This is a genomic window from Gordonia sp. L191, from assembly GCF_030077625.1.
In the GTDB taxonomy this organism is placed as follows: domain Bacteria; phylum Actinomycetota; class Actinomycetes; order Mycobacteriales; family Mycobacteriaceae; genus Gordonia; species Gordonia polyisoprenivorans_A.
Genome location: NZ_CP125996.1, coordinates 2,067,963 through 2,093,316 on the forward strand (window position 1 = coordinate 2,067,963; position 25,354 = coordinate 2,093,316).

The following is a 25,354-nucleotide window of genomic DNA, read 5'->3' on the forward strand; positions in this document are numbered from 1 at the left end:
CGTCAGGGACATCGTTGTCGGTACCGCCGGTTCTCGAACTTGCCGACGTCGTCATCCACTACGGACGCATCCAGGCGCTGCACGGCATCTCGTTGCGGGTCGAGGCGGGCGAACTGGTGACGCTGCTCGGTGCCAACGGTGCGGGCAAGTCGACGACGATGCGCGGGATCTCCGGGCTGAACAAGTTGACGCGGGGCGACATCCGCTTCAACGGAGAGTCGATCACCCGCCTCGCACCGCATGAGCGGGTCAAACGCGGCATCATCCAGGTGCCGGAGGGTCGACGCATCTTCCCGGGGATGACGGTCCTCGAGAACCTCGACATGGGTTGTTACGGGCGGAAATTCGAGAACAAGACGGCCTACAACGAGGCCCTGGAGCATGTGTTCGAGGTGTTTCCCCGGCTCGGTGAACGCCGAAAACAGTTCGGCGGAACGATGTCCGGTGGTGAGCAGCAGATGCTGGCCATCGGGCGTGCGCTGATGGCGCGACCGAAGCTGCTCCTGCTCGACGAGCCGTCGATGGGGCTGGCGCCCATGGTGATCCAGCAGATCTTCCGGATCATTGCACAGATCAACAGCGAGGGCACCACGATCCTGCTGGTCGAACAGAATGCGCAGCAGGCACTGAGCCGATCTGATCGCGGCTACATCCTCGAAACCGGGTCGATCACCAAGGAGGGGGCAGGTAAGGATCTGCTCGTCGATGACGCCGTGCGCGAGGCCTACCTCGGCGTCGCCTGAGGTCGGTTCGTTCTCGGCCTCGCACGTAGAGTCGGGGATATGGCCGACACGACGATTGTTCCCACTCGCGATCTCGATGTGACCAGTTCGCTTCTGGCGCAAGCTTTTGCCGATGATCCGGTCACCCGGTGGATCACGCCGGATCCGCGCGGCGACGTGCAGATGTTCCGCACCCTGGTCCGGTGGACGCACCGCAGCGGCGTGGCACCGGACCTCGCGATACGTGCCGGGGAGCCGGTCGGCGTCGCAGTGTGGGATCCGCCGGGGTACCGGGTGTCGCGTCTTGACGAGATCCGTGCGCTTCCCGGGTTCGTCCGCTCGCTACGGACGGGAATTCGCCGCGGTGCGGTGGTCGAGTCGACCTTCGCGAGGCTGCGACCCGAGGAACCGCACTGGTACCTCGGGCAGCTCGGCGCGATCCGGCATGGTGAGGGCATCGGCACCGCCCTGCTCGAGGCCGGGATCGCACGCGTCGACGGACCGGCGTACCTCGAGAGTTCCAACGTCGCCAACATCCCGCTGTACGAGCGCTTCGGGTTCGAGGTGGTGCGCGAGGTACGGCTTCCCGGCGGCCCGTCGGTGTGGCCGATGTTCCGCAAGGGATGACCGCCTCGACGGGTTCGGCCGGTGGTTGCGGGCGGCGAAGGTCTGTCAGGGGTCGCCACTAGACTCGTCCGGGTGAGTCCCGCACAGAGTTCGACCGCCACCCGCGGCAAGACCAAGGCCAGCACCCAGCCGACGCTGATGCTCCTCGACGGGCATTCTCTGGCCTACCGGGCGTTCTTCGCGTTACCGGCCGAGAACTTCAAGACCGAGACCGGTCAGCACACCAATGCGGTGTACGGCTTCACCTCGATGCTCATCAACCTGCTGCGCGACGAGGAGCCGACGCACATCGCCGCAGCGTTCGACGTCTCCCGGAAGACCTTCCGCTCGGAGATGTACCCGGAGTACAAGGCGCAGCGGTCGAAGTCGCCGGACGAGTTCAACGGTCAGGTCGACGTCACCAAGGAAGTCCTCGATGCGCTCGGAATCCAGGTGTTCGCCATCGACGGCTACGAGGCCGATGACATCATCGCCACGCTCGCCACCCAGGCCGAGGCACAGGGCTTCAAGGTCCTCGTCGTCACCGGTGACCGTGACTCGCTGCAGCTGGTCGACGATTCGGTGACCGTCCTCTACCCGCGCAAGGGTGTCTCCGACCTGACCCGATTCACCCCGGAAGAGGTCGAGAAGAAGTACGGGCTGACGCCGTCGCAGTACCCCGACTACGCGGCGCTGCGCGGCGATCCGAGCGACAACCTCCCGGGTATCCCGGGCGTGGGGGAGAAAACGGCATCGAAGTGGATTCGCGAATACGGTTCACTGGCCTCTCTCGTCGATCACGTCGATCAGGTCAAGGGCAAGGTCGGCGACGCGTTGCGGGCCAATCTCGCGTCGGTACAGACGAATCGTCAACTCACCGAACTCATTCGCGACATGCAACTGCCTGCCGGGCCTGACGATCTGGCCCGGGTCGGCTGGGACCGTGACCGCATCCACCAGTTGTTCGACGACCTCGAGTTCCGGGTGCTGAGGGATCGGTTGTTCTCCACGCTCAGCTCGGTCGAGCCGGAGGCGGAGGCGGGCTTCGATCTCGACGGTTCGGTGCTGGCGGCCGGACAGATCGCAGGCTGGCTCGACGATCACGCACGCACCGGGCGCACCGGGCTGACCGTGACCGCGCCACATACCGTCGTCGGTGCCGACATCACCGGGATCGCCCTGGCCGCCGCGGACGGTGTGTCGGCATATGTCGACATCACCCAGCTCGATCCGGCCGACGAGAAGGCCCTCGGTGGCTGGCTGGCCGACCCGGACACGCCCAAGGCCCTGCATGAGACCAAGTGGGCGATCCACGCGCTGCGCTCCCGCGGTTGGACGCTGCGCGGCGTCACCAGCGACACCGCGCTGGCCGCCTATCTGGTGCGCCCCGGCCAACGCTCGTTCAACCTCGACGATCTGGCCTTGCGTTACCTGCGTCGAGAGCTGCGCGCCGACGACGGCGCAGGAAACGATCAGCTCTCGCTGCTCGACGAGGACGGTGGGTTGGCCCAGCAGGCCGAGCAGCACATGCTCGAGGCGCGTGCGGTCGCCGAACTCGCCGACACCCTCGACACCGAACTCGATCGCATCGACTCGCGGCCCCTGCTGACCGACATGGAACTGCCGCTGCTGTTCGTCCTGTCGGATCTGGAGGCCGCAGGCATCGCGGTCGACGTCGATCACTTCGGCACCCTGGAGGAAGGCTTCTCCGAGCGCATCCGCGCCGCCGCAGAAGCGGCCTACGAGGTCATCGGGGAGCAGATCAATCTCGGGTCGCCCAAACAGCTGCAGACGGTGCTGTTCGACAAGCTCGAGATGCCCAAGACCAAGAAGACCAAGACCGGCTACACCACCGACGCCGACGCCCTGCAGACGTTGTACGAGAAGACCGAGCATCCGTTCCTCGCGCATCTGCTCGAGCATCGCGATGCCACCCGGCTGAAGGTGACCGTCGATGGGCTGCTGAAATCCGTCGCCGACGACGGCCGGATCCACACGACCTTCAACCAGACCGTCGCGGCCACCGGACGACTGTCGTCGACCGAACCGAATCTCCAGAACATCCCGGTGCGCACCGAGGCCGGCCGCGAGATCCGTCATGGCTTCGTCGTCGGCCGCGCCGAGGACGGGACGCCGTTCGACTGTCTGATGACCGCCGACTACAGCCAGATCGAGATGCGCATCATGGCGCACCTGTCCGAGGACGCAGGGCTGATCGAGGCGTTCAACACCGGCGAGGATCTCCACAACTTCGTCGGGTCCCGCGCGTTCGGCGTGCCGATCGACGAGGTGACCACCGAGATGCGCCATCGCGTCAAGGCCATGTCGTACGGACTTGCTTACGGGCTCAGCGCTTTCGGGCTCGCAGCGCAGTTGCGGATCAGCCGCGACGAGGCCAAGGAACAGATGGAGGCCTACTTCGCCCGGTTCGGTGGGGTCCGTGACTACCTGCACAATGTCGTCGCCGAGGCGCGCCGAAACGAGTACACCGCAACGTTGTTCGGCCGCCGACGCTATCTCCCCGATCTGAACAGCGACAACTGGCAGCGCCGACAGGCAGCCGAACGCATGGCGCTCAACGCGCCCATCCAGGGCACCGCAGCCGACATCATCAAGGTCGCGATGATCAACGTCCACAAGCGGCTCACCGCCGAGGAGTTGCGCTCGCGGATGTTGCTTCAGGTGCACGACGAACTGGTCATCGAGGTCGCCGACGGCGAACGCGGTCAGGTCGAGACCGTGGTCCGCGAGGAGATGGGCAACGCCATCACGTTGTCGGTGCCGTTGGAGGTGTCGGTCGGCTACGGCCGGTCGTGGGATGACGCCGCGCACTGACGATCACCCTCCGACGATGATGAGCAACCGACGATCACGAGTAGCGCATGTATGACGACCGACGCCCGACCCGACCGCCGTGGGTGGTTCCGGTCGTGGTGGGTTGTGTCGTCGGCCTGATCGTCGTCGCTGCGGTCATCGTGGGCCTCAAACTGTCCGGGGGACAGTGGAATAGGGGTTCAGGTACGGCCGCCGCATCGACGACTCCGACGATCGTGGTGACACAGACGACGACCGAGTCGGCCACACCGACCGAGACCACCACCGACGACACCACACCGGCGGACAGCGAGGCGAGCGACGCCCCGACCCCATCGCTTCCGGTCCCACCGGTCGCCGACACCGTCTGGTACGCGCAGTTCGGCGCGTTCGGCAGCTATCGGCGGGCCGAACAAGCCCGCGACAACCACTATGGCTCGTTGATCCTGCCCGGTGAGATGCTCGGATCGGGCAGTCGCTACGTGGTGGCCCGCCCGACCAGCTCACGCACCGACGCCGAAGACGTCTGCGCGCACTTCGACTCCGGATCGTGCGTGGTCAAGCAACGCGTCGAGTGACATGGGTGCGTCGAGGCATTTACCGGAGCAGCCGGCGTTCCAGCCCGTCGAGTAACAGGCCGAGCCCGAAATCGAAGGCGGCATCGGCGCGTTGGCGTCCGCTCGGGGCGGCGGCGACCGCTCTGGCGAGCGCACTGTCGGCGGCGAGGGACTCGACCGACCACACCGTCGCCGGTGCCGCGGCGTCGAGTGCCGAGCCGAGCGCGAAGGTGTCGAGGAGCGTGATGAGGTGCAGGATCTCCGTGTCGGCGAATCCGGCCGCGACGAGGCACTGCGCGAGGTGGTCGTAGCTGTTCAGGATCGCCGGAGCTTCGACCGTCTGCCCGGTGAGCGCTCGCACCAGCGCCGGATGCGCTCCGAAAGCGTCCCGGTAGGTCCGTACCCACGTGGTGACCGCTCCACGCCAGCCGCCGGACCAGTCGACGTCGTCGGCCATCGCCACCGCGATGGTGCCGCGTACGAGCTCGAGTACCTCTTCCCGTCCGGAGACGTGGTGATAGAGCGAGGAGACCGCCACACCCAGCCGTTTGGCCAGCCCGGGCATGGTGAAGGTCTCCTTCGCGTCGAGCTCGGCGAGCGCGGCGCGAGCGATCGAGTCGCGGTCGAGGAGCGGCGAGGTCGGTCGGGGCACGACGTCAGCCTAGGACATCGCCCGGCGCGAACCGATCATGCTCGGAACACGAACCGTCCGTCGACCATCGTCGCGACGACGGGAGCGTCGGCCAGCTCGTCGGGTGGGGCGGTCAACGGGTCGACGGCGAATGCGGTGAAATCGGCGCGGGCGCCGACCCCGATCCAGCCGGCGTCGGCAGATCCCTGGGCGCGGGCGGCGTGAGAGGTGTATCCCTCCAAGGCCATCGAGGCGGTCAGCCCCTGCTCCGGGCACACCGGGATCTCGTCGAGATGGCCTGCGCGACGCCGCAACTGCGCGTCGGCGAGGATCTTGCGCGGGTCGAACGGTGCCACCGGCCAATCCGATCCGAGCGCCAACAGTGCCCCCGAGTCGCGGATGTCGCGGGTGCGGAACGCCCGGTTCGCACGCTCGGTACCGAGCCGGACCGACCAGTTGTCGCTCTGATCGCCACGCGTGTAGAGGGTGCAGTGGTTGGGCTGCATGCTGGCGACGACGCCGGTCGCGGCGAACCGCGACACGAGATCGTCGGGCAGGGTTTCGATGTGCTCGATCCGGTGCCGGACACCGGTGGGTGTCGCCGGGGTGTCGGCGAGGGTGTCGAGGGCATATCGGATACCCGCGTCGCCGATGGCATGGGTCACCGTCGGTACCCCACGTGCGGCGAGATAACGGACGGCTTCGCGATACTCGGCCGGATCGGGCCACAGCGGCGCGGTCGATTCGCCGTGTGCGTCGGCGTGTTCGAGCCACGCGGTCCCGCCGTCGATGGTGCCGTCGATCATGAACTTCACCCCGTCGACCCGCCATCGCCGCCCGCCGTGCCTCTGCAACTCGACGATGTGGTCGAGCTGTGCGCGATCGGTGCCGGGCATACAGAACGGTGCGAACCGCAACCGGATCGGTAGATCTCCCGAGTCCTCCAGGGCGGCAACGAGTTCTCCGCTGTCCGCCTCGAAGTCCATGGCGTTGCCCGAGGTGATCCCGGACTGCGCCATGGCGGTCAGCACCTCGTGCAGTCGCCGACGACGAGCAGTCGCCGGTTCGTTCGGTAGGGTGCCGTCAACGAGCTCGACGGCTTCGAGCTCGAGCAGATGTCCGGTGGGAATCCCGTCGGTGCACACGATCTCGGCGTTGCCCGCAAAGGGGCGCGGCCCGTGAACTCCCGCCGCGTGCAACGCGGCCGGACTCGCGAGCGCCGAGTGCGCGTCGAAGAGATAGATGAACACAGGGACATCGTCACCGAGTGCCTCGACGATCGGCGCATGGGTGATCGGGTGGTCGCCGAAGACGTTGGGATCGAGCCCCCAGCCGAGCACCCACCCGTCGTTGCGGGGTGCGGCACGCAACGCGACGACGAGTTCGTCGAGGGTCGTCACCGACGAAAGGTCATGTCCGGCGGTCATCTTCAAGCCGAGCACCGGATGAATGTGTCCGTCGATGAGTCCGGGCGTCAGGGTTGCGTCACCGAGGTCGATGACCTCGGTGGCGCCACCGATCTCGGACTTGATCGAGCGCGCGTCGCCGACGGCGGTGACCCGGCCGTCCCGGACGGCGAGCGCCTCGACGGGCGCGCCGGTGCGCAGGGTGTGGATGGTGCGGGCGAACAGGACGGTGTCTGCCGGGCTCATTCGGTGATCTCCTCGGTGTTGTCAGCGTTCGGTATCGGCATGGGGGTCGTCGTACAGACCGCCGATGCGGTCGAAGATCCTTGGTCGTCGCAGCCGGAAGTATTGGGCCACTGCGATTCCCGCGAGCAGCACGGCACCGACGAGGCCGACCAGCCAGGTGTTGGTGGTGGCATCGGCATTGGTGAGCAGGTTGATCTTCGAGATCAGGACCGCCAGCGCCACACCGAGTACCACGATGCTGACCATTCCGGCGATGACGGCGACCCGTTCGACTCGTACGAGGCGCTTGCGCGCGAAGTAGGCCACCACGGCGATCGCGGTGATCAGTTGCAGTGCAATGATCCCGACCACTCCGGGGGTGTTCACCAGGAGCAGGAGACGGTAGTAGGGGTCGGCGCCGGCGATGGCGAAGGCGCCCACGACGATTGCGGCGATGACGGTTTGCAGTGCACCGGCGCGCGCCGGCGACCGGAACACCGGGTGTGTGCGGTCGAGGTAGGCGGGCAGCACGCCGTCGCGGGCCAGTGAATAGGTGTAGCGGGTGATCGCGTTGTGGAAAGCGATCTGCGAGGCCAGCGCACTGGTGACGATGAGGACCGACATGACGTCGGTGGCCCACGTCCCGACGTAGTGGGTCATCGCGGAGAAGAACAGTCCCGCAACGTCATCGGTGGCTGCAGCCTGGACCTCGCGAGCACCGAAGGCCTGCACCATCGACCAGACGATGAAGCAATACGCGATGGCCATGAAGCCGACCGCCCAGTACGTCGCCCGGGGGATGGTCCGATCGGGGTCGCGCGCCTCCGAGCGGTAGAGCGCAGTGGACTCGAATCCCATGAACGCGGCGAAGGCGAAGGCGAGGATGCCGCCCATGCCGGGAGCGAACATCGCGGACGGATGGAAGGAGTCGAAGCCGATCCCATGCGCGCCACCCTGCGCCAGCACGGCGAACGCCAATACCAGCAGGATCCCGGTTTCCAGGGAGAGCAGCACCCCGAGGAACTTCGCCCCGACGTCGATTCCGCGCCGACCGACGTACCAGACGATCGCGATCGCGGCGAGTGCGAGATAGGGCCACTCGATGGTGATGCCGAACAGGCGGGTGATCGCGTCCTGGGTCTGGATGGCCATCAAGCCGTAGACACCGATCTGCAGGGCGTTGTAGGCGACGACGGCCAACAGCCCGCATCCGAGTCCGACGGACCGGCCGAGACCGAGCGTGATGTAGGAGTAGAACGCTCCCTTTCCGCCGGTCGCCCTGGTCATCGCCATGAAGGCCACGGCGAAGATCGCGAACGCGGCACCGGCAACCAGGTACGCGACCGGCGCGCCGACCCCGCCGATCGACAGTGCCAAGGGGGCGACGCCTGCCATCACCGTCAGTGGTGCGGCCGCCGCGATCACCATGAAGGCGATGGCGGGTGCGCCGAGAGCATTCTGTTTCAGGCCGATCTCCGGTGGTGGTGGACTGTCGAGGCCCTCGGGGCGCGCCGGTCCGGGCGGAGTGTCAATCGATGGGGTCGCCGGTTGTCGGGTCATGGGAGTGCTCTTTTCGCAAGCTGTGAGATCTGCGGAGGACTAAACGAATCAGATTCGGTTAAGAGAATGAGGCACGTCACACTCGGTGTCAACAGCAGGCGTGGATGGGTCCGCACGCCTGCCCGTTCAGGGTCGGTTCAGCCGATACGCTCGGGCCGATGAACACAACGACGACGCGACGACGCATCGGTGTCATGGACGGCGACGGAATCGGGCCGGAGATCGTCCCCGTCGCCAGGGATGTCGTCTCCGCGGCGGGCGAGCTCGTCGGCATCGAATTCGTTTGGGTGTCACTGCCACTCGGGTTGTCGGCTATCGAGACACACGGGCGTCCGGTCCCCGAGGAGACGCTCGAGGCGCTCGACGATCTCGACATCTGGATCCTGGGCCCACATGACTCGGCGGGCTACCCGGCGCGGTTCGCCACAGACCTCACCCCCGGTGCGATCATTCGCAAGAGATTCGGGCTCTACGCCAACCTGCGCCCATGCCGGGCGATCCCCGGTGTCGGCGCACTCGCTCCCGACCTCGACGTCGTCATCGTCCGGGAGAACTCCGAAGGCTTCTACGCCGACCGAAACATGGCGGTCGGCTCGGGTGAATTCATGCCCACCCCTGACGTCGCGCTCGCCGTGGGGGTGATCTCGCGTGCGGCGACCGAACGGATCGCGCATCAGGCGTGCCGTCTCGCGGGCGAACGCTCGGGTCGGCTCACCATCGTGCACAAGGCGAATGTGCTGCGATTGACCACCGGGCTCTTCCGGGACGTGTGTCGGGAGGTCGCCAGGCAGTATCCGGGACTCGTGGTGGACGACAAACACGTCGACGCCATGGCAGCCCTGCTGGTTCGCCGGCCCGGCGATTTCGACGTCGTCGTGACCGAGAACCTGTTCGGCGACATCCTGTCCGATCTCGCGGGTGAACTCGCCGGATCGTTGGGCACCGCGGGCTCGGTCAACTGCTCCGACACGGTCGTGATGGCGCAGGCCTCGCACGGTGCTGCCCCCGACATCGCCGGACGCGGCGTAGCCGATCCGATCGCGATCATCGCCTCCGCCGCGATGGCGTTGCGATGGTGGGGAACCCGCCACGACGACGGTCGGATGCTCGCGGCCGCCACGGCCATTGACACCGCCGTCGGTGACAGCGTCGCCGCCGGTGCCCGGACACCGGATCTCGGCGGTACGGCCACCACGGCCGATGTCGGCCGCGTCGTGGTCGATCATCTGAGGCGGCAAGGCCGTACCGGTTAATCTCTCGTAACCAACCGGTGAAAGCAGCTCCGAGGAAGTAAGTTCAGACGGCGGGGGACAGCCCTGTCTTCTGATCGGCCGACCTGCCCCGGAGAATGATTCCGAGGCGCGAAGGGATAGTTGTGATGCGCGATCTCCGATCGTTCGGCAGCCTACGACGTCTGCCCGGGATCTTCATGTTGCTCGTGGGGGTGATCGCCCTTGTGGTGGCGGGCTGCTCGAACGATGACAACGACACCGCCACGCTGGGTGCCGACATCAGCCCTACCAATGTGCAAGTCGCCAAGAACGAGGCGATCGCTGCGCTCCTACCCGAGGGCGTTCGGAGCAGCGGCGAACTCAAGGTTGGGGTGAACGTGCCATATTCGCCCAACGAGTTCAAGGACAGCAGCGGCAACATCATTGGTTTCGACGTTGACTTGATGAACGCTGTAACCAAGGTTCTCGGGCTGAAACCGCAATACATCGAGGCGCAGTTCGACAAGATCATCCCGTCGATCGTTGCGGGGACCTATGACGTGGGTATGTCTTCGTTCACTGTGAATCCCGAGCGACTACAACAGGTCGACTTCGTGAGTTACTTCAGCGCGGGCATCCAATGGGCGCAGCGAACTGGCGAAGCCATCGATCCGAATAACGCTTGCGGCAAGAAGGTTGCGGTCCAGTCTCACACGGTCGAAGCCGATACTGAACTGCCCGCAAAGAGCAAGGCGTGCACCGATGCAGGCAAGGACGCGATTGAGATTGTCAAGTTCGACAGTCAGGATCAGGCCACCAACGCGCTCCTGTTGAGCAAGGTTGATGCCATGTCCGCTGACTCTCCGGTGACCGCGTACGCGATCGCGCGATCCAACGGAAAGTTGGCGTTGGCGGGCGGGGTTGCGGAATCCGAACCTTACGGGTGGGCCGTGCAGAAAGGATCGTCGTTGGGGCCAGCCATGCAGAAGGCGCTTCAGTACCTCATCGACAACGGTCAGTACAAGGCCATCGCCGAGCACTGGACAGTCCAAGCCGGGATGATTCAGGCGCCAGTGATCAACCCGCCGGTCAGCTGACGTGACAGCAACCTCGACTTCCGGTCCGTCGTCAATTGACGACGGACCGGGAGAACCGACGGCGATCCAAGCGGTGCCACTGCGCCACTACGGACAGTGGGTGGCAGCTGCGATCGTCCTGATCTTGGTGGTGTTGTTCGTCTACGGTGCGGCAACGAATCCCGCCTACGGATGGGCCACCTACGGCAAGTATTTGTTCGACACTCGGATTCTCGTCGGTGCGGGCTACACGCTGCTGCTCACGGTGCTCGCGATGGTCATCGCCGTCGTCCTTGGCGTCCTCCTTGCGATCATGCGGCTATCACCCAACGTGGTTCTGCGGTCGGTGTCGTGGGTGTACCTGTGGATTTTTCGAGGGACACCGGTCTACGTTCAGCTGGTGTTCTGGGGCTTGTTCCCCTCCATATACAAACGCATCGACCTGGGAATACCGTTTGTGGTGCAGTTCGCGCACCTGAACATGCAGGATCTCTACTCGGCCTTTCTCTTCGCGATGATCGGGCTGGCCCTCAATGAGTCTGCGTACATGGCGGAGATTGTTCGAGCTGGTGTGTCCTCAGTGGGGGAGGGACAGACGGAGGCTTCGATCGCGTTGGGTATGTCGTGGTCGCAGACCATGCGCAGAACCGTTCTGCCACAGGCGATGCGAGTGATCATTCCGCCGACCGGTAACGAGGTGATCAGCATGCTGAAGACCACGAGCCTCGTGGTTGCGGTGCCGTTCACAGGCGAACTGTTCGGTGTGCAAGCAGATATCTCTGGTGTCAACTTCCAGCCAATTCCACTGCTCATGGTGGCCTCGACCTGGTACCTCGCGGTCACCAGCGTGCTCATGGTTGGCCAGTTCTACCTGGAGCGTTACTACTCACGAGGAGCGTCGCGACAGTTGACCGCGCGACAATTGAAGGCGATGGCGGCCGCGCAGAACAAGGTGCTCGCCGTCGACGAGGAGAGTGATGAGCGCCGTTGAGACCGCTGCGCCACCGATGGTTCGCGCCGATCGGGTGTGCAAGAGCTTCGGGACCCTGCAGGTGCTCAAGGGCATCAGCCTCGAGGTCGCCAAGGGTGAGGTCCTCTGTCTGATCGGCCCCTCGGGATCGGGGAAGTCGACGTTCTTGCGGTGCGTGAACCATCTCGAGGTGGTCAACGCCGGGCGGCTCTACGTCGACGGTGATCTGATCGGGTATCGCGAACGCGGCGACAAGCTCTATGAGATGAGCCCGAAGGATGCGGCCAAGCAACGGCGCGACATCGGCATGGTGTTCCAGCATTTCAACCTGTTCCCGCATCGCACCGCGTTGGAGAACGTGATCGAGGCGCCGACACAGGTGAAGAAGCAGAAGAAGGACGCCGCACTCGCGCGTGCCCGTGAACTGCTCGACCGGGTGGGGCTCGCGGACAAGGCCGATACCTATCCGGCCCAGCTCTCCGGCGGACAGCAACAACGAGTCGCCATTGCTCGTGCTCTCGCCATGGAACCCAAGCTGATGCTCTTCGACGAGCCGACCTCGGCGCTCGATCCCGAATTGGTGGGCGAGGTACTCGGCGTCATGCGAGAGCTCGCGGCGTCCGGGATGACGATGGTGGTGGTCACCCACGAGATGGGTTTCGCGCGCGAGGTGGCCGACCAGCTGGTGTTCATGGACGGCGGAGTCGTCGTCGAAAAGGGCGATCCGCGTGAGGTTCTCGCGAATCCGCAGCACGAGAGGACCAAGAGCTTCCTGTCCAAACTCCTGTGAGTCGGTCTGCGACTATCCTCGGCGGGCGTGACGAATGCGAGCCCACGGCCACCGTGGTGGTTGAAACCGATGAACAAAGTGCTGATGGCGGTGACGAGGGTCGGGATACCGATCTTCGGTGACGAGGGTCCGGTGATCCTCACCGTGCCGGGGCGCACGAGCGGTAAGCCCCGATCGACGCCGATCACCCCGATGATCGTGGACGGTGATCGCTACGTCGTGTCCGGTTTCCCCGGCTCGGACTGGGAACGCAATGCCCGTGCCGCCGACACCGCAACCCTGCGCACCCGTCGGCGTTCGGAAACCGTGCGCATGGTGGAACTCGATGCGGCGCAGGCCCGCCCATTGCTTCGACGGTTTCCCGAACTCGTGCCCACCGGTGTCGAGTTCATGACGCGATCGGGTTTGGTCACCGAGGGCACCCCCGACGAGTTCGAGGCGCTCGCCGGCCGGTGTGCGGTGTTCCGGTTCGATCCTGCGTGAGATGACGGCGGCTGATCGACGTCAGCTGTCCGGCTTATGGCAACAGAAGATCGCGGTACCCGGAAAGTATTGTCCCCGAAGCGGACTCCACTGACCCCAGATGCGTTCGAGGTCGTCGGGCCATTCGGGCTCCACGATGTCGTCGAGAATCAGACCGGCGGAACGGATCTCGCGGACGCGATCACCGATGGTCCGATGGTGCTCGACGTAGGTGATGGTGCCGTCGGCATCGACCTCGGAGTACGGGGTGCGATTGAAGTAGGGGATCGCGACGGTGAGACCGTCGGGTCCGGGGTCGTCGGGGAACATCCAGCGCATCGGATGATTGATCGAGAACACCCAACGGCCGCCGGGCACGAGAACCCGTGCGGCCTCGGCCATCACGCGCCCCGAATCGGCGACGAACGGCACCGCACCGAACGACGAGAAAGCGATGTCGAAAGTGGCGTCGGCGAAGGGCAGGGCCTCAGCCGTGGCCTGGACGAGAGGAACCGGCGTCTCGTCGAAGAGTTCCATCGCCGCCAGCCCGTACCCCAGCATGCGCCGCGAGAGATCGGTCGCGACCACGTCGGCGCCCTGCGCGGCAAGCCACCTGGAACACGGCGCCGATCCGCAACCGATCTCGAGCACGGTCTTCCCCCGTACCTCGCCGAGCAGGTGTGCGTCGGACTCCCGAAGATTCTCCGGGCACCACACGAAATCGCCCCCGGGTGTGCCGGCGCCCAGGAAGTCGCCGTGTTCGGCGTGATAGTCGGTGGTCTCGGCGTCCCACCACGCGCGGTTGGCTCGGGCGCTGGTCGCCGAGTCGACGTCATCGAGGACGCGCGGTTGATGAGCGGGGATCGCTGATTCGTCGGAAGAGTCCACGCCCGCGAGTCTAGGGACGTGGACCCTTGCCAGTCAGCGGTGCGCCTGTCAGATCGGTGCGAGGGTGTTTCCGGTCGGGATGCCATTGCAGTACGTCGCCGGTCGGCCGGCGAACCGGTCGGCCAGGAACCGCTCGGCGTCGGCGGCCCACGGAATGAATGCCTCGAAATGGCTGAGCTTCGGATAGGTCTTGTATTGGGTTGCCACCCCTTCGCGGCAGTAGCGCGTTGCCAGACCTGCGACGTCCGCGTCGATCATGATGCCGTCGCCGATCCCGTCGATGTTGCCGACCCCCAGGAAGACCGGACCACGAGGCTTGCCTTTGAGTCCCATGATGTTCTGGTTGAACGCCGCGGGGATGCCTGGGACATCGAGCAGGCTCGGATACTGCGGTTGGAGTAGCTGCGAGTCGGTCAATCCTGGGTATTTCGTCGCGAAATCGATGAGGCATTTGCCCTGGGTCTGGGCGAGGATGGTGGTTCCCTCAGGAGAGAGGTACCGCTCGATACCGAGGTCGAACACGTCGTTGTAGACGTTCATCAGTGCCGGGATGACACCGGCCCACTGCGTGCTGCCATTGACATACGGCAGGTTGTGCGCCGGATCAACAATCACCCCACCCGCTGCGACGGCAATGATGTTGAGCTCGGGCGCGTAGGTCGGCGCGAGATCGGCACCGAATCCGGTGGGGACCGAACCGCCGGAGTAGCCGAACAGACCAACCGGCGTCGATGCCGGAGCGCGCAGGTGTCGCTCGGCGGCGCGGATGCTGTCGAGCGCGGTCTGGGCCGATTCGCGACCCATGGTCCACCGCATCTTCAGGCCTTCGTAATCGGGGGCCACGACGGTGTACCCCTGCGCGAGGAGGGTGCCGATGGTGAGGTCGTCGAATTCCGGTCCGCGGCCGGTGTTCCCCCCACGCAATGCGTAGGACGGATCGCATTGCGAACCGAGTGCATCGTAGGGCGAATGGTAGGAAATGATCTTACGCGGCCCCGGTGTGAGGGGCTCGATGATCGAGGTCACCGCAGCGGTCGGGGCGCCGAACTGATCGGTGGTGCGGAACAGGATCTGGGTGGCCGTCGCGGGAAAGCGCTTGTCGCCGTACGCCAAACCGACAACCCTGGTTTTCAGTGCGGTTCCCGGCTCGACGTGGGTCAGCGAGTGTGTCGTACTGTAAAACGGATCCTGGGAGGGCGGTACCAGCGGTGCCGCCGCTGCCGGTGCCGCCAGGGGAATCGCTAGGAGAATCGACAGGAGCGCTGCAAGTGCAGCACCGACCACTGTCACGGAAAAAGCTCTGGGAATTCGGGCCACCGCCGAATTCTAAAGGTATTCAAAGATCGACGCCAACGATTGCGATAAATCGAGAATTCGACGCTGTCAATGACATTTTCTGGACCCTATCCACGACCATTCGGGTACAAAAGTCTCTGGCGCTCACGTGCCCGGGTGTGGACATCCCCTGAGGTGAACCGCTCGCGCTATCGAGGTCGCGTCAGCAGGCTCTTCCGCCGATGACACGGGCAGTGCGTGTGTCGGAGTCCCAGCGGCGCAGCCCGACGACTGTCATCGGTGCTTCACCGATGACAGTGTCGTAAGGCTCGAGGGCGTGGAAAAGGGCAGGCAATTGTTCGAGTGGAACGCGGCGCGCCAACGTCACGTGAGGGGTCCATGAGCCTGGAACACAATGGTCGAATACCCCTGCCCGCCCTTTGTGGTCCGTCGCGAACGGAGCGCCCAGGCGGACGGCCGCAGCATGGGTGGACAACAACTCGCTCGTGGGCACCACCAGACGTGCGACGACCCGCTTGCGTCCGTAGCCGAAGACGACCACGCCACCGAGTGCGACCGTGAACGGTAGGCGCATGCCGACCGTCGCCAGTGCGGTATCGATACCGGGTGCGATGTGGGCGGCGGCGAGTGCGGTGATATGCGGGCGATTGGTGCTCGAGGCGATGCCGGCCTGAGAGGGGAGCCCGGCGTCGGCGAGCGCTGCCCACTGTGTGCGAATCTGCTGGTCAGAGGCGTCGTCGACGAGGAACTCGACTGAGTGTGCCATCGTGCGTGTCTCCCCGTGTCGGTGCGAATGCGACGGCCCCGGAATGCGGCGGTACGGCATTTGCCCAGCGCAACGCCGCTGGAGTAGGGTTGTTTCCGCGCGTGTGCACCATCTCGCGCGGTTGCGCATGCCCTGAGTATGGGCCGGCGCACTCCCAGCACGACCAAACTGTACCTACTACATATCTGTCCGGAGCAACTCACCAATATGCCGTCCTCCACCATCACCTCGCCGCAAGTAGCCGTCAACGACATCGGCTCGGCTGAGGACTTTCTCGCCGCCATCGACTCCACGATCAAGTACTTCAACGATGGCGACATCGTCGAAGGCACCATCGTCAAGGTTGACCGCGACGAGGTTCTGCTCGACATCGGTTACAAGACCGAAGGCGTGATCCCCTCACGCGAACTCTCGATCAAGCACGACGTGGACCCCAACGAGGTCGTCAACGTCGGTGACGAGGTTGAAGCACTCGTCCTCACCAAGGAGGACAAAGAAGGCCGGCTGATCCTGTCCAAGAAGCGTGCGCAGTACGAGCGCGCGTGGGGCACGATCGAGGAGCTCAAGGAGAAGGACGAGGCCGTCAAGGGCACCGTCATCGAGGTCGTCAAGGGCGGCCTGATCCTCGACATCGGTCTGCGTGGCTTCCTCCCGGCATCGCTGGTGGAGATGCGCCGCGTCCGCGATCTGCAGCCGTATATCGGCAAGGAGATCGAGGCCAAGATCATCGAGCTCGACAAGAACCGCAACAACGTGGTGCTCTCGCGCCGCGCCTGGCTGGAGCAGACCCAGTCCGAAGTGCGCAGCGAATTCCTGCACCAGCTGCAGAAGGGCCAGGTCCGCAAGGGCGTCGTGTCCTCGATCGTCAACTTCGGTGCGTTCGTCGATCTCGGCGGCGTCGACGGTCTGGTTCACGTCTCCGAGCTGTCCTGGAAGCACATCGATCATCCGTCCGAGGTCGTCACCGTGGGTGACGAGGTCACCGTCGAGGTTCTCGACGTCGATCTGGACCGCGAGCGTGTGTCGCTGTCTCTCAAGGCCACTCAGGAAGACCCGTGGCGCCAGTTCGCCCGTACCCACGCGATCGGCCAGATCGTCCCGGGCAAGGTCACCAAGCTGGTGCCGTTCGGTGCGTTCGTCCGTGTCGACGAGGGCATCGAGGGCCTGGTGCACATCTCCGAGCTCGCCGAGCGTCACGTCGAGGTCCCGGACCAGGTTGTCGCCGTCGGCGACGACGCGATGGTCAAGGTCATCGACATCGACCTGGAGCGTCGCCGGATCTCGCTGAGTCTCAAGCAGGCCAACGAGGACTACACCGAGGAGTTCGACCCGTCGAAGTACGGCATGGCCGACAGCTACGACGAGCAGGGCAACTACATCTTCCCCGAGGGCTTCGATCCCGAGACCAACGAATGGCTCGAGGGCTTCGAGAAGCAGCGTGAGGCCTGGGAGGCGCGCTACGCCGAGGCGGAGCGTCGTCACAAGATGCACACCGCGCAGATCGAGAAGTTCGCCGCTGCCGCGGCCGAGGCCGAGAAGGCCCCGACGGACTACTCGTCGGCGTCGGAGAGCCGTAGCAGCTCGTCGACCTCGTCCTCGTCGACCTCTTCGTCGGGCGGCGGATCGCTGGCCAGCGACGAGCAGCTCGCGGCGCTTCGCGAGAAGCTGTCGGGCAACGCCTGATCGCCTGATCTGAACAAACGAGTGCGGCCCCTTCCGGCAACGGAAGGGGCCGCACTCGTTTGCTGTCCACCTGATCGTGTCCGGGTTCAGACGTGCGGGCGGACCTGCACCTCCAGCCGCGCCGACAGGTCGACCTCGATGATCGCCCGGCCGTCGTGGTCTGCGGTGACCTCGTCGGCTATCGCTCCGCGCAACGCGTACGTCGCGCTCGGTCGGAGTCTCGAGAGTCGCAGCGCAGTTCGGGTCGGACCGGCTCCGGGCCGCAGCACGAGTTGGAGTGTCGTGCCGTCGGTGAGCGCCTTGGCGACCAGAACATCCGGATAGCCGGCCGAATCGAGGTGAGGGCCGTGGCGCGCCAGGTGTCGGGGATCTCGCCGGAGGCGAGGTCCCGCATGCCGTCGGGTCTGTTCACACGTCCCAGCACATCGGCGCAGTTGACCCATGTCGAGACGCCGTGGAGTTTGTGCGCGCCGTGCGGAGAGTGGTCGAACCCGATGTCGGCGGTGATCTTCTCGGTGATCGTGTCGGCGACCTCGGTGTCACCCATCTCGCGCGCGGCGATGAGCAGATTTGCCCACGCCTATCCATCACCGGGCCGATAGGACCCGACGTCGAGGTGGTCGACGGGCGTTGTCCGCAGTCCGACGCGCGTCGAGCGGTTGCGAATGCGTGTCCGACGCAGTACGTCCGAGGTGTCGTGCGCGAGATCCGGCGTCAAGGCGTTGAGCCAGTAGGTCATCACGGCGTCGTTGGCGATCATCGGTGGGAAGACCAGGCCGAGTGGCCCGCGTCCGAAGACAAAGCGTCCGTCGCGACGTCGGAACTTGTTGTCGAACAACGATTGCCGCATCTTTCGGGCAGATCGCCAGCGAGATCGCGGTGGTGGAGCCGGTCGTAGGCGCACAGTCCCACCATTGCGACGGCGTTGCACATCGGGTAGATCAGGTGCGGCTCACACGGATGCCCGGGGCCGGCCCCGGGCGGCCGCTCGGAGAGGGCGTCGACAAGTGCCGCGAGATCGGTGTCATCGGGGGTGCTGCGCACTGCAGTCGGCGCGAAGCCGCCGTCGTCTCGGACGGTGCGCCACGGCATGAAACGTGAGCCGGCTCCCAGCACGATCACCATCACCAGGCAACACAGCATCACAGCCTCCTCTCCCCGGACGATGGCCCGGGGCCTCGAACCTGTTGGAACAATATATTAAGTATGTCTCTACGTTCGGGGAATGGGCCGACCCGCTCGGCAACGTATTCGTGTATGGCATTTTGACAATAATTGTCATCAACGGCTTAGCTGTGCGGCGTGCTCATACAACGGACAAAACTGACATTCTCCGTCGCCGCGCTCACGGCGGTGACCGCAACGCTCGTCGCGTGTGGCTCTGATGGCGGCGGTGACACCTCGGCGACGAGTAGTGTGGCGTCGGGATCGCCGGTCGAACAAGGAAGTGCCACAGCGAGGCTCGCGTTGAGTTATGACGGCGGTGTCCTGGTCTACGACGCCGAGACCCTGCAGCAGGTCGGGGATTTCCCTGTCGAGGGTTTCACCCGACTCAACAGCGCCGACAACGGCCGCAATGTCTTCATCAGCGAGTCCGACGGGTTCCGCGTCCTCGACATGGGCACCTGGACCCGCAAGCACGGCGACCACGGCCATCACTACACGACATCGCCGGTACTCACCGACATGCGATTCGGCGGTGCCGAACCCGGTCACGTCGTGTCCTTCGAGGACCGCCTCACCCTCTTTTCCGACGGTACCGGCGAAGTGAACATCGTCGAACCCGTCGAACTGGCACAAGGGAATGCCGCGTCGACGACCTACCGCACACCTGAGCCACATCACGGGGTCGCGGTGTCGCGCGGCGACGGCACTCTGGTGGTCACCGTCGGCAACGAGGACACCCGCTCGGGCATCGTGATCCTGGACAAGGCCCGCAACGAGATCGCCCGCAACGATCAATGCCCGGGCATTCACGGTGAGGCCGAGGCCGCCGGGGGAGTACTCACCTTCGGCTGCCAGGACGGCATACTCATCGTGCGCGGCAACGAGATCCAGAAGGTGTCGAGTCCTGATCCGTACGGTCGCATCGGCAACCAGGCCGGCACGGCCGAGTCCCCGATCGTGCTCGGCGACTACAAGACCGACAAGGACGCCGAGCTCGAACGCCCGAATCGTTTCACCCTCACCGATACTCGGACCGGAACCCTGCGCCTCGTGGACTTCCCGGCCAGCTATAGCTTCCGGTCGATCGAACGCGGCCCCAACGGGCAGGCGGTAATCCTCGGTACGGACGGTGCGCTGCACGTCTACGATCCCGTGTCGGCCACCGAGACTGCGAGCATCCCGGTCATCGCGGCCTGGTCCGAACCCGACGAATGGCAGTCGCCGATGCCGAATCTGTTCATCCAGGGTGACCGGGCCTACGTCAGCGACCCCGCGACGAAAACCCTGTATGCCGTTGACCTGTCCACAGCGAAGGTGACGAACAAGGCGACCCTTCCGGCGCAGACGATCGAGCTGACCGGCGTCACCGGCTGACGGTGAGATGGTCCGGATCGCGGTCCCGTGTGTGGGTTTGCCACACTGGGACCGTGATCCGAGTGGGACTGACCGGCGGCATCGGAGCCGGAAAATCGACAGTGGCCAAGACGTTCATCGAGCGCGGTGGTTTTCACATCGACGCCGACAAGATCGCCCGCGAAGTCGTCGAACCGGGCACCCCGGGTCTCGCGCGACTCGTCGAGGCGTTCGGCGAGGACATCCTGGCCGGTGACGGGTCGCTGGATCGCGCCGCACTCGCGGCGAAGGCATTCGTCGACGACGAGAGCCGCTCCACACTGAACTCGATCACCCACCCGCTCGTCGGGGCGCGCACCCAGGAAATGCTGGAGGCCGCACCCGACGACGCAATCGTCATCCAGGACATCCCACTCCTGGTCGAGGGCAACATGGCCCCGTTCTTCCATCTGGTGATCATCGTGCACGCCGACGCCGAGGAACGTGTGCGCCGCCTCGTCGAGCTGCGCGGAATGCCGGAATCCGACGCTCGTGCACGCATCGCCGCCCAAGCCGACGACGACCAGCGTCGCGCGGTCGCCGACGCCTGGCTCGACAACTCGAGCAGCCCGGAAGCGCTCGCGGCCGCCTCCGCAGAGCTGTGGGCGCGCCGCCTCGTGCCGTTCGAGACCAATGTGCGTACCCGCACTCCGGCGCCCGTTGATCCGGAACTCGTTGCTGCCGAACCGAACTCCTCGACACTTCCCACGCGCATCACCCAACGGTTGTGGGCGTTGGCAGGCGCAAACGCCACGGCGATCGATGCTGCGGCGAGCGGTAGCGCCGATCAGGGGTTCGTGATCACCGCACGCGCCGCCGACGCGTCGGACGCACTCGCCGATGCGCTCCCGCCGGGTGGATTCGCACCGATCGGCGACGGCCGGTTCGGGTCTGCCGACCCCGGTCGGCCTGCGACGGTCGGTATCCGAACAGCCGGCTGAACGGAATCCTCGGCCGGCGGCGTAGTGTCGCAACAATGTTGCGCGACAACCGATCTCAGTCGCCGGGTATGCCGGTTTCGCGACGTGGGCTGCTCGCCGCGGTCGGCCTGGGCGCAGGCGCCGCGGCGATCGCGGGTTGCGCCACGACACCCGACACCCCTGGCAGCGAGATGACTGCCGCCGCGACGGCGAGATCGACGCCGCCGACCTCGTCCGGACCGCCCCTGGTGATGATCGTTCGGCACGCGGAGAAACCGGCGGCGGGTACGCACGGCGTCACCGAGTCCGGGGCCAGGGACTCCGCGTCGCTGACCGTCGCCGGGTGGACGCGTGCCGGAGGGCTCGTCGCCCTGTTCGGTGCCGACGGCCAGGCGCCGCGCGAAGGTCTACGCACCCCGGATCGGGTCGTCGCGTCGGTCGGCGGAGACGGCGCGAGTCGTCGGCCACTGCAGACGATCACCCCACTCGCCGCGCGGATCGGCGTCGAGCCGGTCACCCGATTCACCCCGGACGACCTCAGTGGCGCGGCGGCCTTCGTGCGTGGGCAGACCGGGGTGACGCTGATCAGCTGGGAGCACCACCGAATCCGCGGCCTGGTCCAGGAGTTCGGAAAGGTCACCCCGAGCCCGCGCGACTGGCCCGACGACCGTTTCGACATGGTGTGGGTGCTCCGACCGAGCGAGACCGGCTGGGCACTCGACGAGGTGGCGCAGTTGCTCCTGCACGGTGATCGAGCGGTCTGAGGCGGACTCAGGGGCGATCGAGCCAGAACACGTGCCCGCCGACCGCGGCGTCAAGCCATGCGTCGACGTCATGGGCGTGTTCGGCGACCCCGGCGAGGGCTCGCGTGGCGATCCCCACGGCCGCGACGCAGCTGTCGGTGGGCAGCAACCCGGCGCGATGGGCGCAGAAGAGCTCGTCGACGTCGATCAGCTCCAAGGGGGTTCCGGGTACATCGACGAGATCGAGATACCAGTCCACGGCATGCCAGCGGCCCTCGCCGTCGGGGCCGTCGAATGCACCCACGTCCAGATAGAGTCGCTGACCCGTGCGGTGCCCGTCCACGAAATGAAAGATGTTCGCACGGAGCCCGAGCGCCGGGAGCAGCCACGACTCGAGGTGATCGAACCGCGGATGGTCGGCGGTCCGTGACATGTACAACCCGAAATCGGTCACCTCGTACCGTTCGACCGGCCGCACGAATCCCTTGTTGTCGGTGTTGGTCATCGCCGGGACGTCGAAGGTCTCGCGTTTGGGCGGATGGAGGTCCTCGTGAGACGAGACCTCGCGTGACGGGGGGCCGGCCGAGTCGGACATACATCGACCCTAATGGCGCCGTGGCCCCTCGATCGCCTGGAACACACTTGTCGTAGGGCGCGTTTACCCTGGCGTCATGGCCTTTGCAGCAGAGCGACCGGTGATCGCGCACTCCGAGTACCGCCCGATCGGCGAGATCGAACGTACCGAGGGCCACTTCGAGGTGGTCAGCGAGTACGAGCCCGCCGGTGACCAGCCGGCAGCCATCGACGACCTGGAGAAACGGATCGCCGCGGGCGAGAAGGACATCGTGCTGCTCGGCGCCACCGGTACCGGTAAGTCGGCGACGACGGCCTGGCTCATCGAACGCGTCCAGCGTCCGACCCTGGTGATGGCGCCCAACAAGACCCTCGCCGCGCAGCTGGCCAACGAACTACGCGAGATGCTGCCGAACAACGCCGTCGAGTACTTCGTCTCGTACTACGACTACTACCAACCCGAGGCCTACATCGCGCAGACCGACACCTACATCGAGAAGGACTCGTCGATCAACGACGACGTCGAGCGTCTGCGGCACTCGGCCACCTCGAACCTGCTGTCACGTCGGGACGTGGTGGTGGTCGCGTCGGTCTCGTGTATCTACGGTCTCGGTACCCCCCAGTCCTACCTGGATCGGTCGGTGGAGATCGCGGTCGGCGACGAGATCGATCGGGATGCATTGTTGCGGCTGCTCGTCGACGTGCAGTACGCACGCAACGACACCGCCTTCACCCGCGGCACCTTCCGCGTTCGCGGCGACACCGTCGAGATCATCCCCTCCTACGAGGAGCTCGCCGTACGGATCGAGTTCTTCGGCGACGAGGTCGAGTCGCTGTACTACCTGCACCCGCTCACCGGAGATGTTGTGCGCCAGGTGGATTCACTGCGCATCTTCCCGGCGACCCACTACGTCGCGGGACCGGACCGCATGGAGAGGGCGATGAAGAGCATCGAGGACGAGCTCGAGGAGCGCCTCTCGGAGCTCGAACGCAAGGGCAAACTCCTCGAGGCCCAGCGGCTGCGCATGCGCACCACCTACGACCTGGAGATGATGCGTCAGGTGGGGTTCTGCTCGGGCATCGAGAACTACTCGCGCCACATCGACGGCCGCGGTGCGGGTACCGCGCCGGCGACACTCATCGACTATTTCCCCGAGGATTTCCTCCTGGTGATCGACGAGTCCCACGTCACGGTCCCACAGATCGGCGGCATGTATGAGGGTGACATGTCCCGCAAACGCAACCTCGTCGAGTACGGATTCCGGCTGCCGTCGGCGGTCGACAACCGGCCCCTGACCTGGGACGAGTTCGTCGACCGCATCGGGCAGACCGTCTACCTGTCGGCAACCCCGGGCCCCTACGAGCTCGGCCAGTCCAACGGTGAGTTCGTCGAGCAGGTGATCCGGCCGACCGGACTGGTCGACCCGGAGATCGTGGTGAAACCGACCAAGGGCCAGATCGACGATCTGGTGCACGAGATCCGCGAACGCACCGACCGCGACGAGCGCGTACTGGTGACGACCCTGACCAAGAAGATGTCCGAGGACCTCACCGACTATCTGCTCGAACTCGGTATCCGAGTGCGGTATCTGCACTCCGAAGTCGACACCTTGCGGCGCGTCGAGCTACTCCGGCAACTGCGCTCGGGCGACTTCGACGTCCTGGTGGGCATCAACCTCCTGCGTGAGGGACTCGACCTGCCCGAGGTGTCGCTGGTCGCGATCCTCGACGCGGACAAGGAAGGATTCCTGCGCTCGACGACCTCGTTGATCCAGACCATCGGCCGTGCCGCGCGCAACGTGTCGGGTCAGGTTCACATGTATGCCGACAAGATCACCGACTCGATGCGCAACGCCATCGACGAGACCGAACGGCGACGGGCAAAACAGGTCGCCTACAACAAAGAGCGTGGGATCGATCCGCAGCCGCTGCGCAAGAAGATCGCCGACATCCTCGATCAGGTGTACCGGGAAGCCGAGGACACCTCGGCGGCGGTGGTCGGATCGGGCCGCAGCGCCAGCCGGGGCCGCCGCGCGCAGGGCGAGATGTCCGGGGGCAAGGCCGCCAGCGCCGGTGTGATCGAGAAGCGTGATGTGTCGGCGATGCCGAGAGCCGAACTGGCCGATCTGGTTTCGCAACTGACCGACCAGATGATGGCCGCCGCCCGCGACTTGCAGTTCGAACTCGCCGGGCGGCTGCGCGACGAGATCGCCGACCTGAAGAAGGAGTTGCGGGGAATGGATGCCGCCGGTATCAAGTAACGCACACGGGCGCGCCTCGCCCGATCGTGGGACAAATCGCCCCGCGGCGCACTAGCCTGCACACCCAGGGCTCCCTAAAGTGTGGGGGATGGTTGCGCCCGCGAAGTGCGGGGCCGGACACGTAGTGGAGGTACGAATGAGCGCATATACCACGGTGGTTGTCGGAACCGATGGCTCGGAGTCATCGATGGCGGCGGTCGATCGCGCCGGTGCGATCGCCGGAGAGTCGGCAAAACTGGTGATCGCATGCGCATATTTCCCCAACGACCGTTCCGCCGGTGAGGTGGCCGACGTACTGAAGGACGAGGCCTACCAGGTCACCGGCTCCTCGCCGACCGAGGAGATCCTGCGTCGCGCCAAGGAACGGGCGACCAAGGCCGGAGCCACCCAGATCGTGCAACGTGCGGTCAAGGGCGCACCCGTCGACGCGCTGCTGCAACTCGTCGCCGACGTCCAGGCCGACCTCTTGGTCGTCGGAAACCGAGGACTCAATTCGATCGCCGGACGCCTGCTCGGCTCGGTGCCGGCGGACGCCGCGCGCAAGTCCACCTCGGACGTTTTGATCGTCCACACCACCTAGAGATCATCCCGCACGACCGACAGGGCGCCCCGGCAAGCGGGGCGCCCTGTCGGTT

The 25,354-nt window shown here is 65.5% G+C and carries 24 protein-coding genes and 1 pseudogene; 16 read left to right on the top strand and 9 right to left on the bottom strand.

Annotation, left to right across the window (positions count from 1 at the left end; genetic code table 11):
* Window positions 1–14: 14 nt before the first annotated feature.
* The 4 genes from QNM97_RS09300 (at window position 15) to QNM97_RS09315 (ending at window position 4,720) form a co-directional block, all read left to right on the top strand.
* On the top strand, window positions 15–743 hold the full coding sequence (locus tag QNM97_RS09300; protein WP_283822486.1) for an ABC transporter ATP-binding protein: 729 nt from the start codon (window positions 15–17) through the stop codon (window positions 741–743).
* A gap of 39 nt (window positions 744–782) precedes the next feature.
* A complete protein-coding gene (locus QNM97_RS09305) occupies window positions 783–1,349 on the top strand; it encodes a GNAT family N-acetyltransferase (RefSeq protein ID WP_208791505.1) in 567 nt (188 codons plus the stop codon).
* 72 nt (window positions 1,350–1,421) lie between these two features.
* Complete coding sequence (polA, locus tag QNM97_RS09310) at window positions 1,422–4,163, top strand: DNA polymerase I (protein ID WP_283822487.1); 2,742 nt, start codon at window positions 1,422–1,424, stop codon at window positions 4,161–4,163.
* Window positions 4,164–4,210: 47 nt separating this feature from the next.
* Window positions 4,211–4,720, top strand: a complete 510-nt coding sequence (locus QNM97_RS09315; RefSeq protein ID WP_283822488.1) for a hypothetical protein — start codon at window positions 4,211–4,213, stop codon at window positions 4,718–4,720.
* A gap of 19 nt (window positions 4,721–4,739) precedes the next feature.
* Here the strand turns inward: QNM97_RS09315 and QNM97_RS09320 are convergent, their stop codons facing one another.
* Genes QNM97_RS09320 through QNM97_RS09330 form a run of 3 tightly spaced genes read right to left on the bottom strand, consistent with a single transcriptional unit; the run spans window position 4,740 to window position 8,521 of the window.
* Window positions 4,740–5,351: a TetR/AcrR family transcriptional regulator gene (locus QNM97_RS09320; RefSeq protein ID WP_283822489.1), complete on the bottom strand. Its 612-nt coding sequence runs from the start codon at window positions 5,349–5,351 to the stop codon at window positions 4,740–4,742.
* A 35-nt stretch (window positions 5,352–5,386) separates the two neighbouring features.
* A complete protein-coding gene (locus QNM97_RS09325; protein WP_283822490.1) occupies window positions 5,387–6,982 on the bottom strand; it encodes an amidohydrolase in 1,596 nt (531 codons plus the stop codon).
* A gap of 21 nt (window positions 6,983–7,003) precedes the next feature.
* Window positions 7,004–8,521: an APC family permease gene (locus QNM97_RS09330; protein ID WP_283822491.1), complete on the bottom strand. Its 1,518-nt coding sequence runs from the start codon at window positions 8,519–8,521 to the stop codon at window positions 7,004–7,006.
* Between the two features lie 158 nt (window positions 8,522–8,679).
* Here QNM97_RS09330 and QNM97_RS09335 point away from each other — a divergent pair, with 158 nt between their 5' ends.
* The 5 genes from QNM97_RS09335 to QNM97_RS09355 all read left to right on the top strand — a co-directional run bounded on the left by QNM97_RS09335 (window position 8,680) and on the right by QNM97_RS09355 (window position 13,051).
* Window positions 8,680–9,774, top strand: a complete 1,095-nt coding sequence (locus QNM97_RS09335) for an isocitrate/isopropylmalate dehydrogenase family protein (protein ID WP_283822492.1) — start codon at window positions 8,680–8,682, stop codon at window positions 9,772–9,774.
* Window positions 9,775–9,899: 125 nt separating this feature from the next.
* Window positions 9,900–10,829 carry an ABC transporter substrate-binding protein gene (locus QNM97_RS09340; protein ID WP_283822493.1) on the top strand — a complete coding sequence of 310 codons (930 nt, stop codon included), beginning with the start codon at window positions 9,900–9,902 and terminating at the stop codon, window positions 10,827–10,829.
* 1 nt (window position 10,830) lies between these two features.
* Window positions 10,831–11,799 (top strand): amino acid ABC transporter permease, encoded by a 969-nt coding sequence (locus QNM97_RS09345; RefSeq protein WP_283822494.1) that lies wholly within the window; start codon window positions 10,831–10,833, stop codon window positions 11,797–11,799.
* Window positions 11,786–12,568, top strand: coding sequence for an amino acid ABC transporter ATP-binding protein (locus tag QNM97_RS09350; protein WP_020171012.1), 783 nt, complete (start codon window positions 11,786–11,788; stop codon window positions 12,566–12,568). The genes QNM97_RS09345 and QNM97_RS09350 overlap by 14 nt, the downstream gene beginning before the upstream one ends.
* Before the next feature lie 69 nt (window positions 12,569–12,637).
* Window positions 12,638–13,051, top strand: coding sequence for a nitroreductase/quinone reductase family protein (locus QNM97_RS09355; RefSeq protein WP_283822495.1), 414 nt, complete (start codon window positions 12,638–12,640; stop codon window positions 13,049–13,051).
* Between the two features lie 21 nt (window positions 13,052–13,072).
* Here the strand turns inward: QNM97_RS09355 and QNM97_RS09360 are convergent, their stop codons facing one another.
* From QNM97_RS09360 to QNM97_RS09370, 3 genes are all read right to left on the bottom strand, one after another.
* Window positions 13,073–13,918, bottom strand: a complete 846-nt coding sequence (locus QNM97_RS09360; protein WP_283822496.1) for a class I SAM-dependent methyltransferase — start codon at window positions 13,916–13,918, stop codon at window positions 13,073–13,075.
* A gap of 48 nt (window positions 13,919–13,966) precedes the next feature.
* Entirely contained in the window at window positions 13,967–15,208 is a 1,242-nt protein-coding gene (locus tag QNM97_RS09365) for a lipase family protein (protein ID WP_283822497.1), read from the bottom strand.
* Window positions 15,209–15,416: 208 nt separating this feature from the next.
* Complete coding sequence (locus QNM97_RS09370) at window positions 15,417–15,980, bottom strand: 2'-5' RNA ligase family protein (protein WP_283822498.1); 564 nt, start codon at window positions 15,978–15,980, stop codon at window positions 15,417–15,419.
* 207 nt (window positions 15,981–16,187) lie between these two features.
* Between QNM97_RS09370 and rpsA the strand changes: the two genes are divergently transcribed.
* Window positions 16,188–17,663: a 30S ribosomal protein S1 gene (gene rpsA, locus QNM97_RS09375; protein ID WP_026920065.1), complete on the top strand. Its 1,476-nt coding sequence runs from the start codon at window positions 16,188–16,190 to the stop codon at window positions 17,661–17,663.
* 86 nt (window positions 17,664–17,749) lie between these two features.
* Here rpsA and QNM97_RS09380 read toward each other — a convergent pair whose 3' ends face one another.
* Window positions 17,750–17,932 carry a hypothetical protein gene (locus tag QNM97_RS09380; RefSeq protein ID WP_283822499.1) on the bottom strand — a complete coding sequence of 61 codons (183 nt, stop codon included), beginning with the start codon at window positions 17,930–17,932 and terminating at the stop codon, window positions 17,750–17,752.
* A gap of 78 nt (window positions 17,933–18,010) precedes the next feature.
* On the opposite strand from QNM97_RS09380, the gene QNM97_RS26625 reads away from it, so the two are divergent.
* A complete protein-coding gene (locus QNM97_RS26625) occupies window positions 18,011–18,265 on the top strand; it encodes a hypothetical protein (protein ID WP_502875012.1) in 255 nt (84 codons plus the stop codon).
* On the opposite strand, the pseudogene QNM97_RS26510 reads toward QNM97_RS26625, so the two are convergent.
* Window positions 18,244–18,806: pseudogene (locus tag QNM97_RS26510) on the bottom strand (linalool dehydratase/isomerase domain-containing protein). The gene QNM97_RS26625 and the pseudogene QNM97_RS26510 overlap by 22 nt on opposite strands.
* A 159-nt stretch (window positions 18,807–18,965) precedes the next feature.
* Between QNM97_RS26510 and aztD the strand changes: the two are divergent.
* The 3 genes from aztD to QNM97_RS09400 are packed head-to-tail and all read left to right on the top strand — an operon-like array spanning window position 18,966 to window position 21,906.
* Entirely contained in the window at window positions 18,966–20,204 is a 1,239-nt protein-coding gene (gene aztD / locus QNM97_RS09390; protein WP_283822501.1) for a zinc metallochaperone AztD, read from the top strand.
* A gap of 53 nt (window positions 20,205–20,257) precedes the next feature.
* Window positions 20,258–21,163: a dephospho-CoA kinase gene (gene coaE / locus QNM97_RS09395; RefSeq protein ID WP_283822502.1), complete on the top strand. Its 906-nt coding sequence runs from the start codon at window positions 20,258–20,260 to the stop codon at window positions 21,161–21,163.
* Window positions 21,164–21,198: 35 nt separating this feature from the next.
* Window positions 21,199–21,906: a hypothetical protein gene (locus tag QNM97_RS09400; protein ID WP_283822504.1), complete on the top strand. Its 708-nt coding sequence runs from the start codon at window positions 21,199–21,201 to the stop codon at window positions 21,904–21,906.
* Between the two features lie 7 nt (window positions 21,907–21,913).
* On the opposite strand, the gene QNM97_RS09405 is transcribed toward QNM97_RS09400, so the two are convergent.
* Window positions 21,914–22,480, bottom strand: a complete 567-nt coding sequence (locus QNM97_RS09405) for a ribonuclease FAU-1 family protein (RefSeq protein ID WP_283822505.1) — start codon at window positions 22,478–22,480, stop codon at window positions 21,914–21,916.
* A 76-nt stretch (window positions 22,481–22,556) separates the two neighbouring features.
* On the opposite strand from QNM97_RS09405, the gene uvrB reads away from it, so the two are divergent.
* Both uvrB and QNM97_RS09415 read left to right on the top strand, forming a co-directional pair.
* On the top strand, window positions 22,557–24,719 hold the full coding sequence (gene uvrB / locus QNM97_RS09410) for an excinuclease ABC subunit UvrB (RefSeq protein WP_208791487.1): 2,163 nt from the start codon (window positions 22,557–22,559) through the stop codon (window positions 24,717–24,719).
* A 136-nt stretch (window positions 24,720–24,855) separates the two neighbouring features.
* Window positions 24,856–25,299, top strand: coding sequence for a universal stress protein (locus QNM97_RS09415; protein ID WP_014360229.1), 444 nt, complete (start codon window positions 24,856–24,858; stop codon window positions 25,297–25,299).
* The last annotated feature ends 55 nt before the right edge of the window (window positions 25,300–25,354 follow it).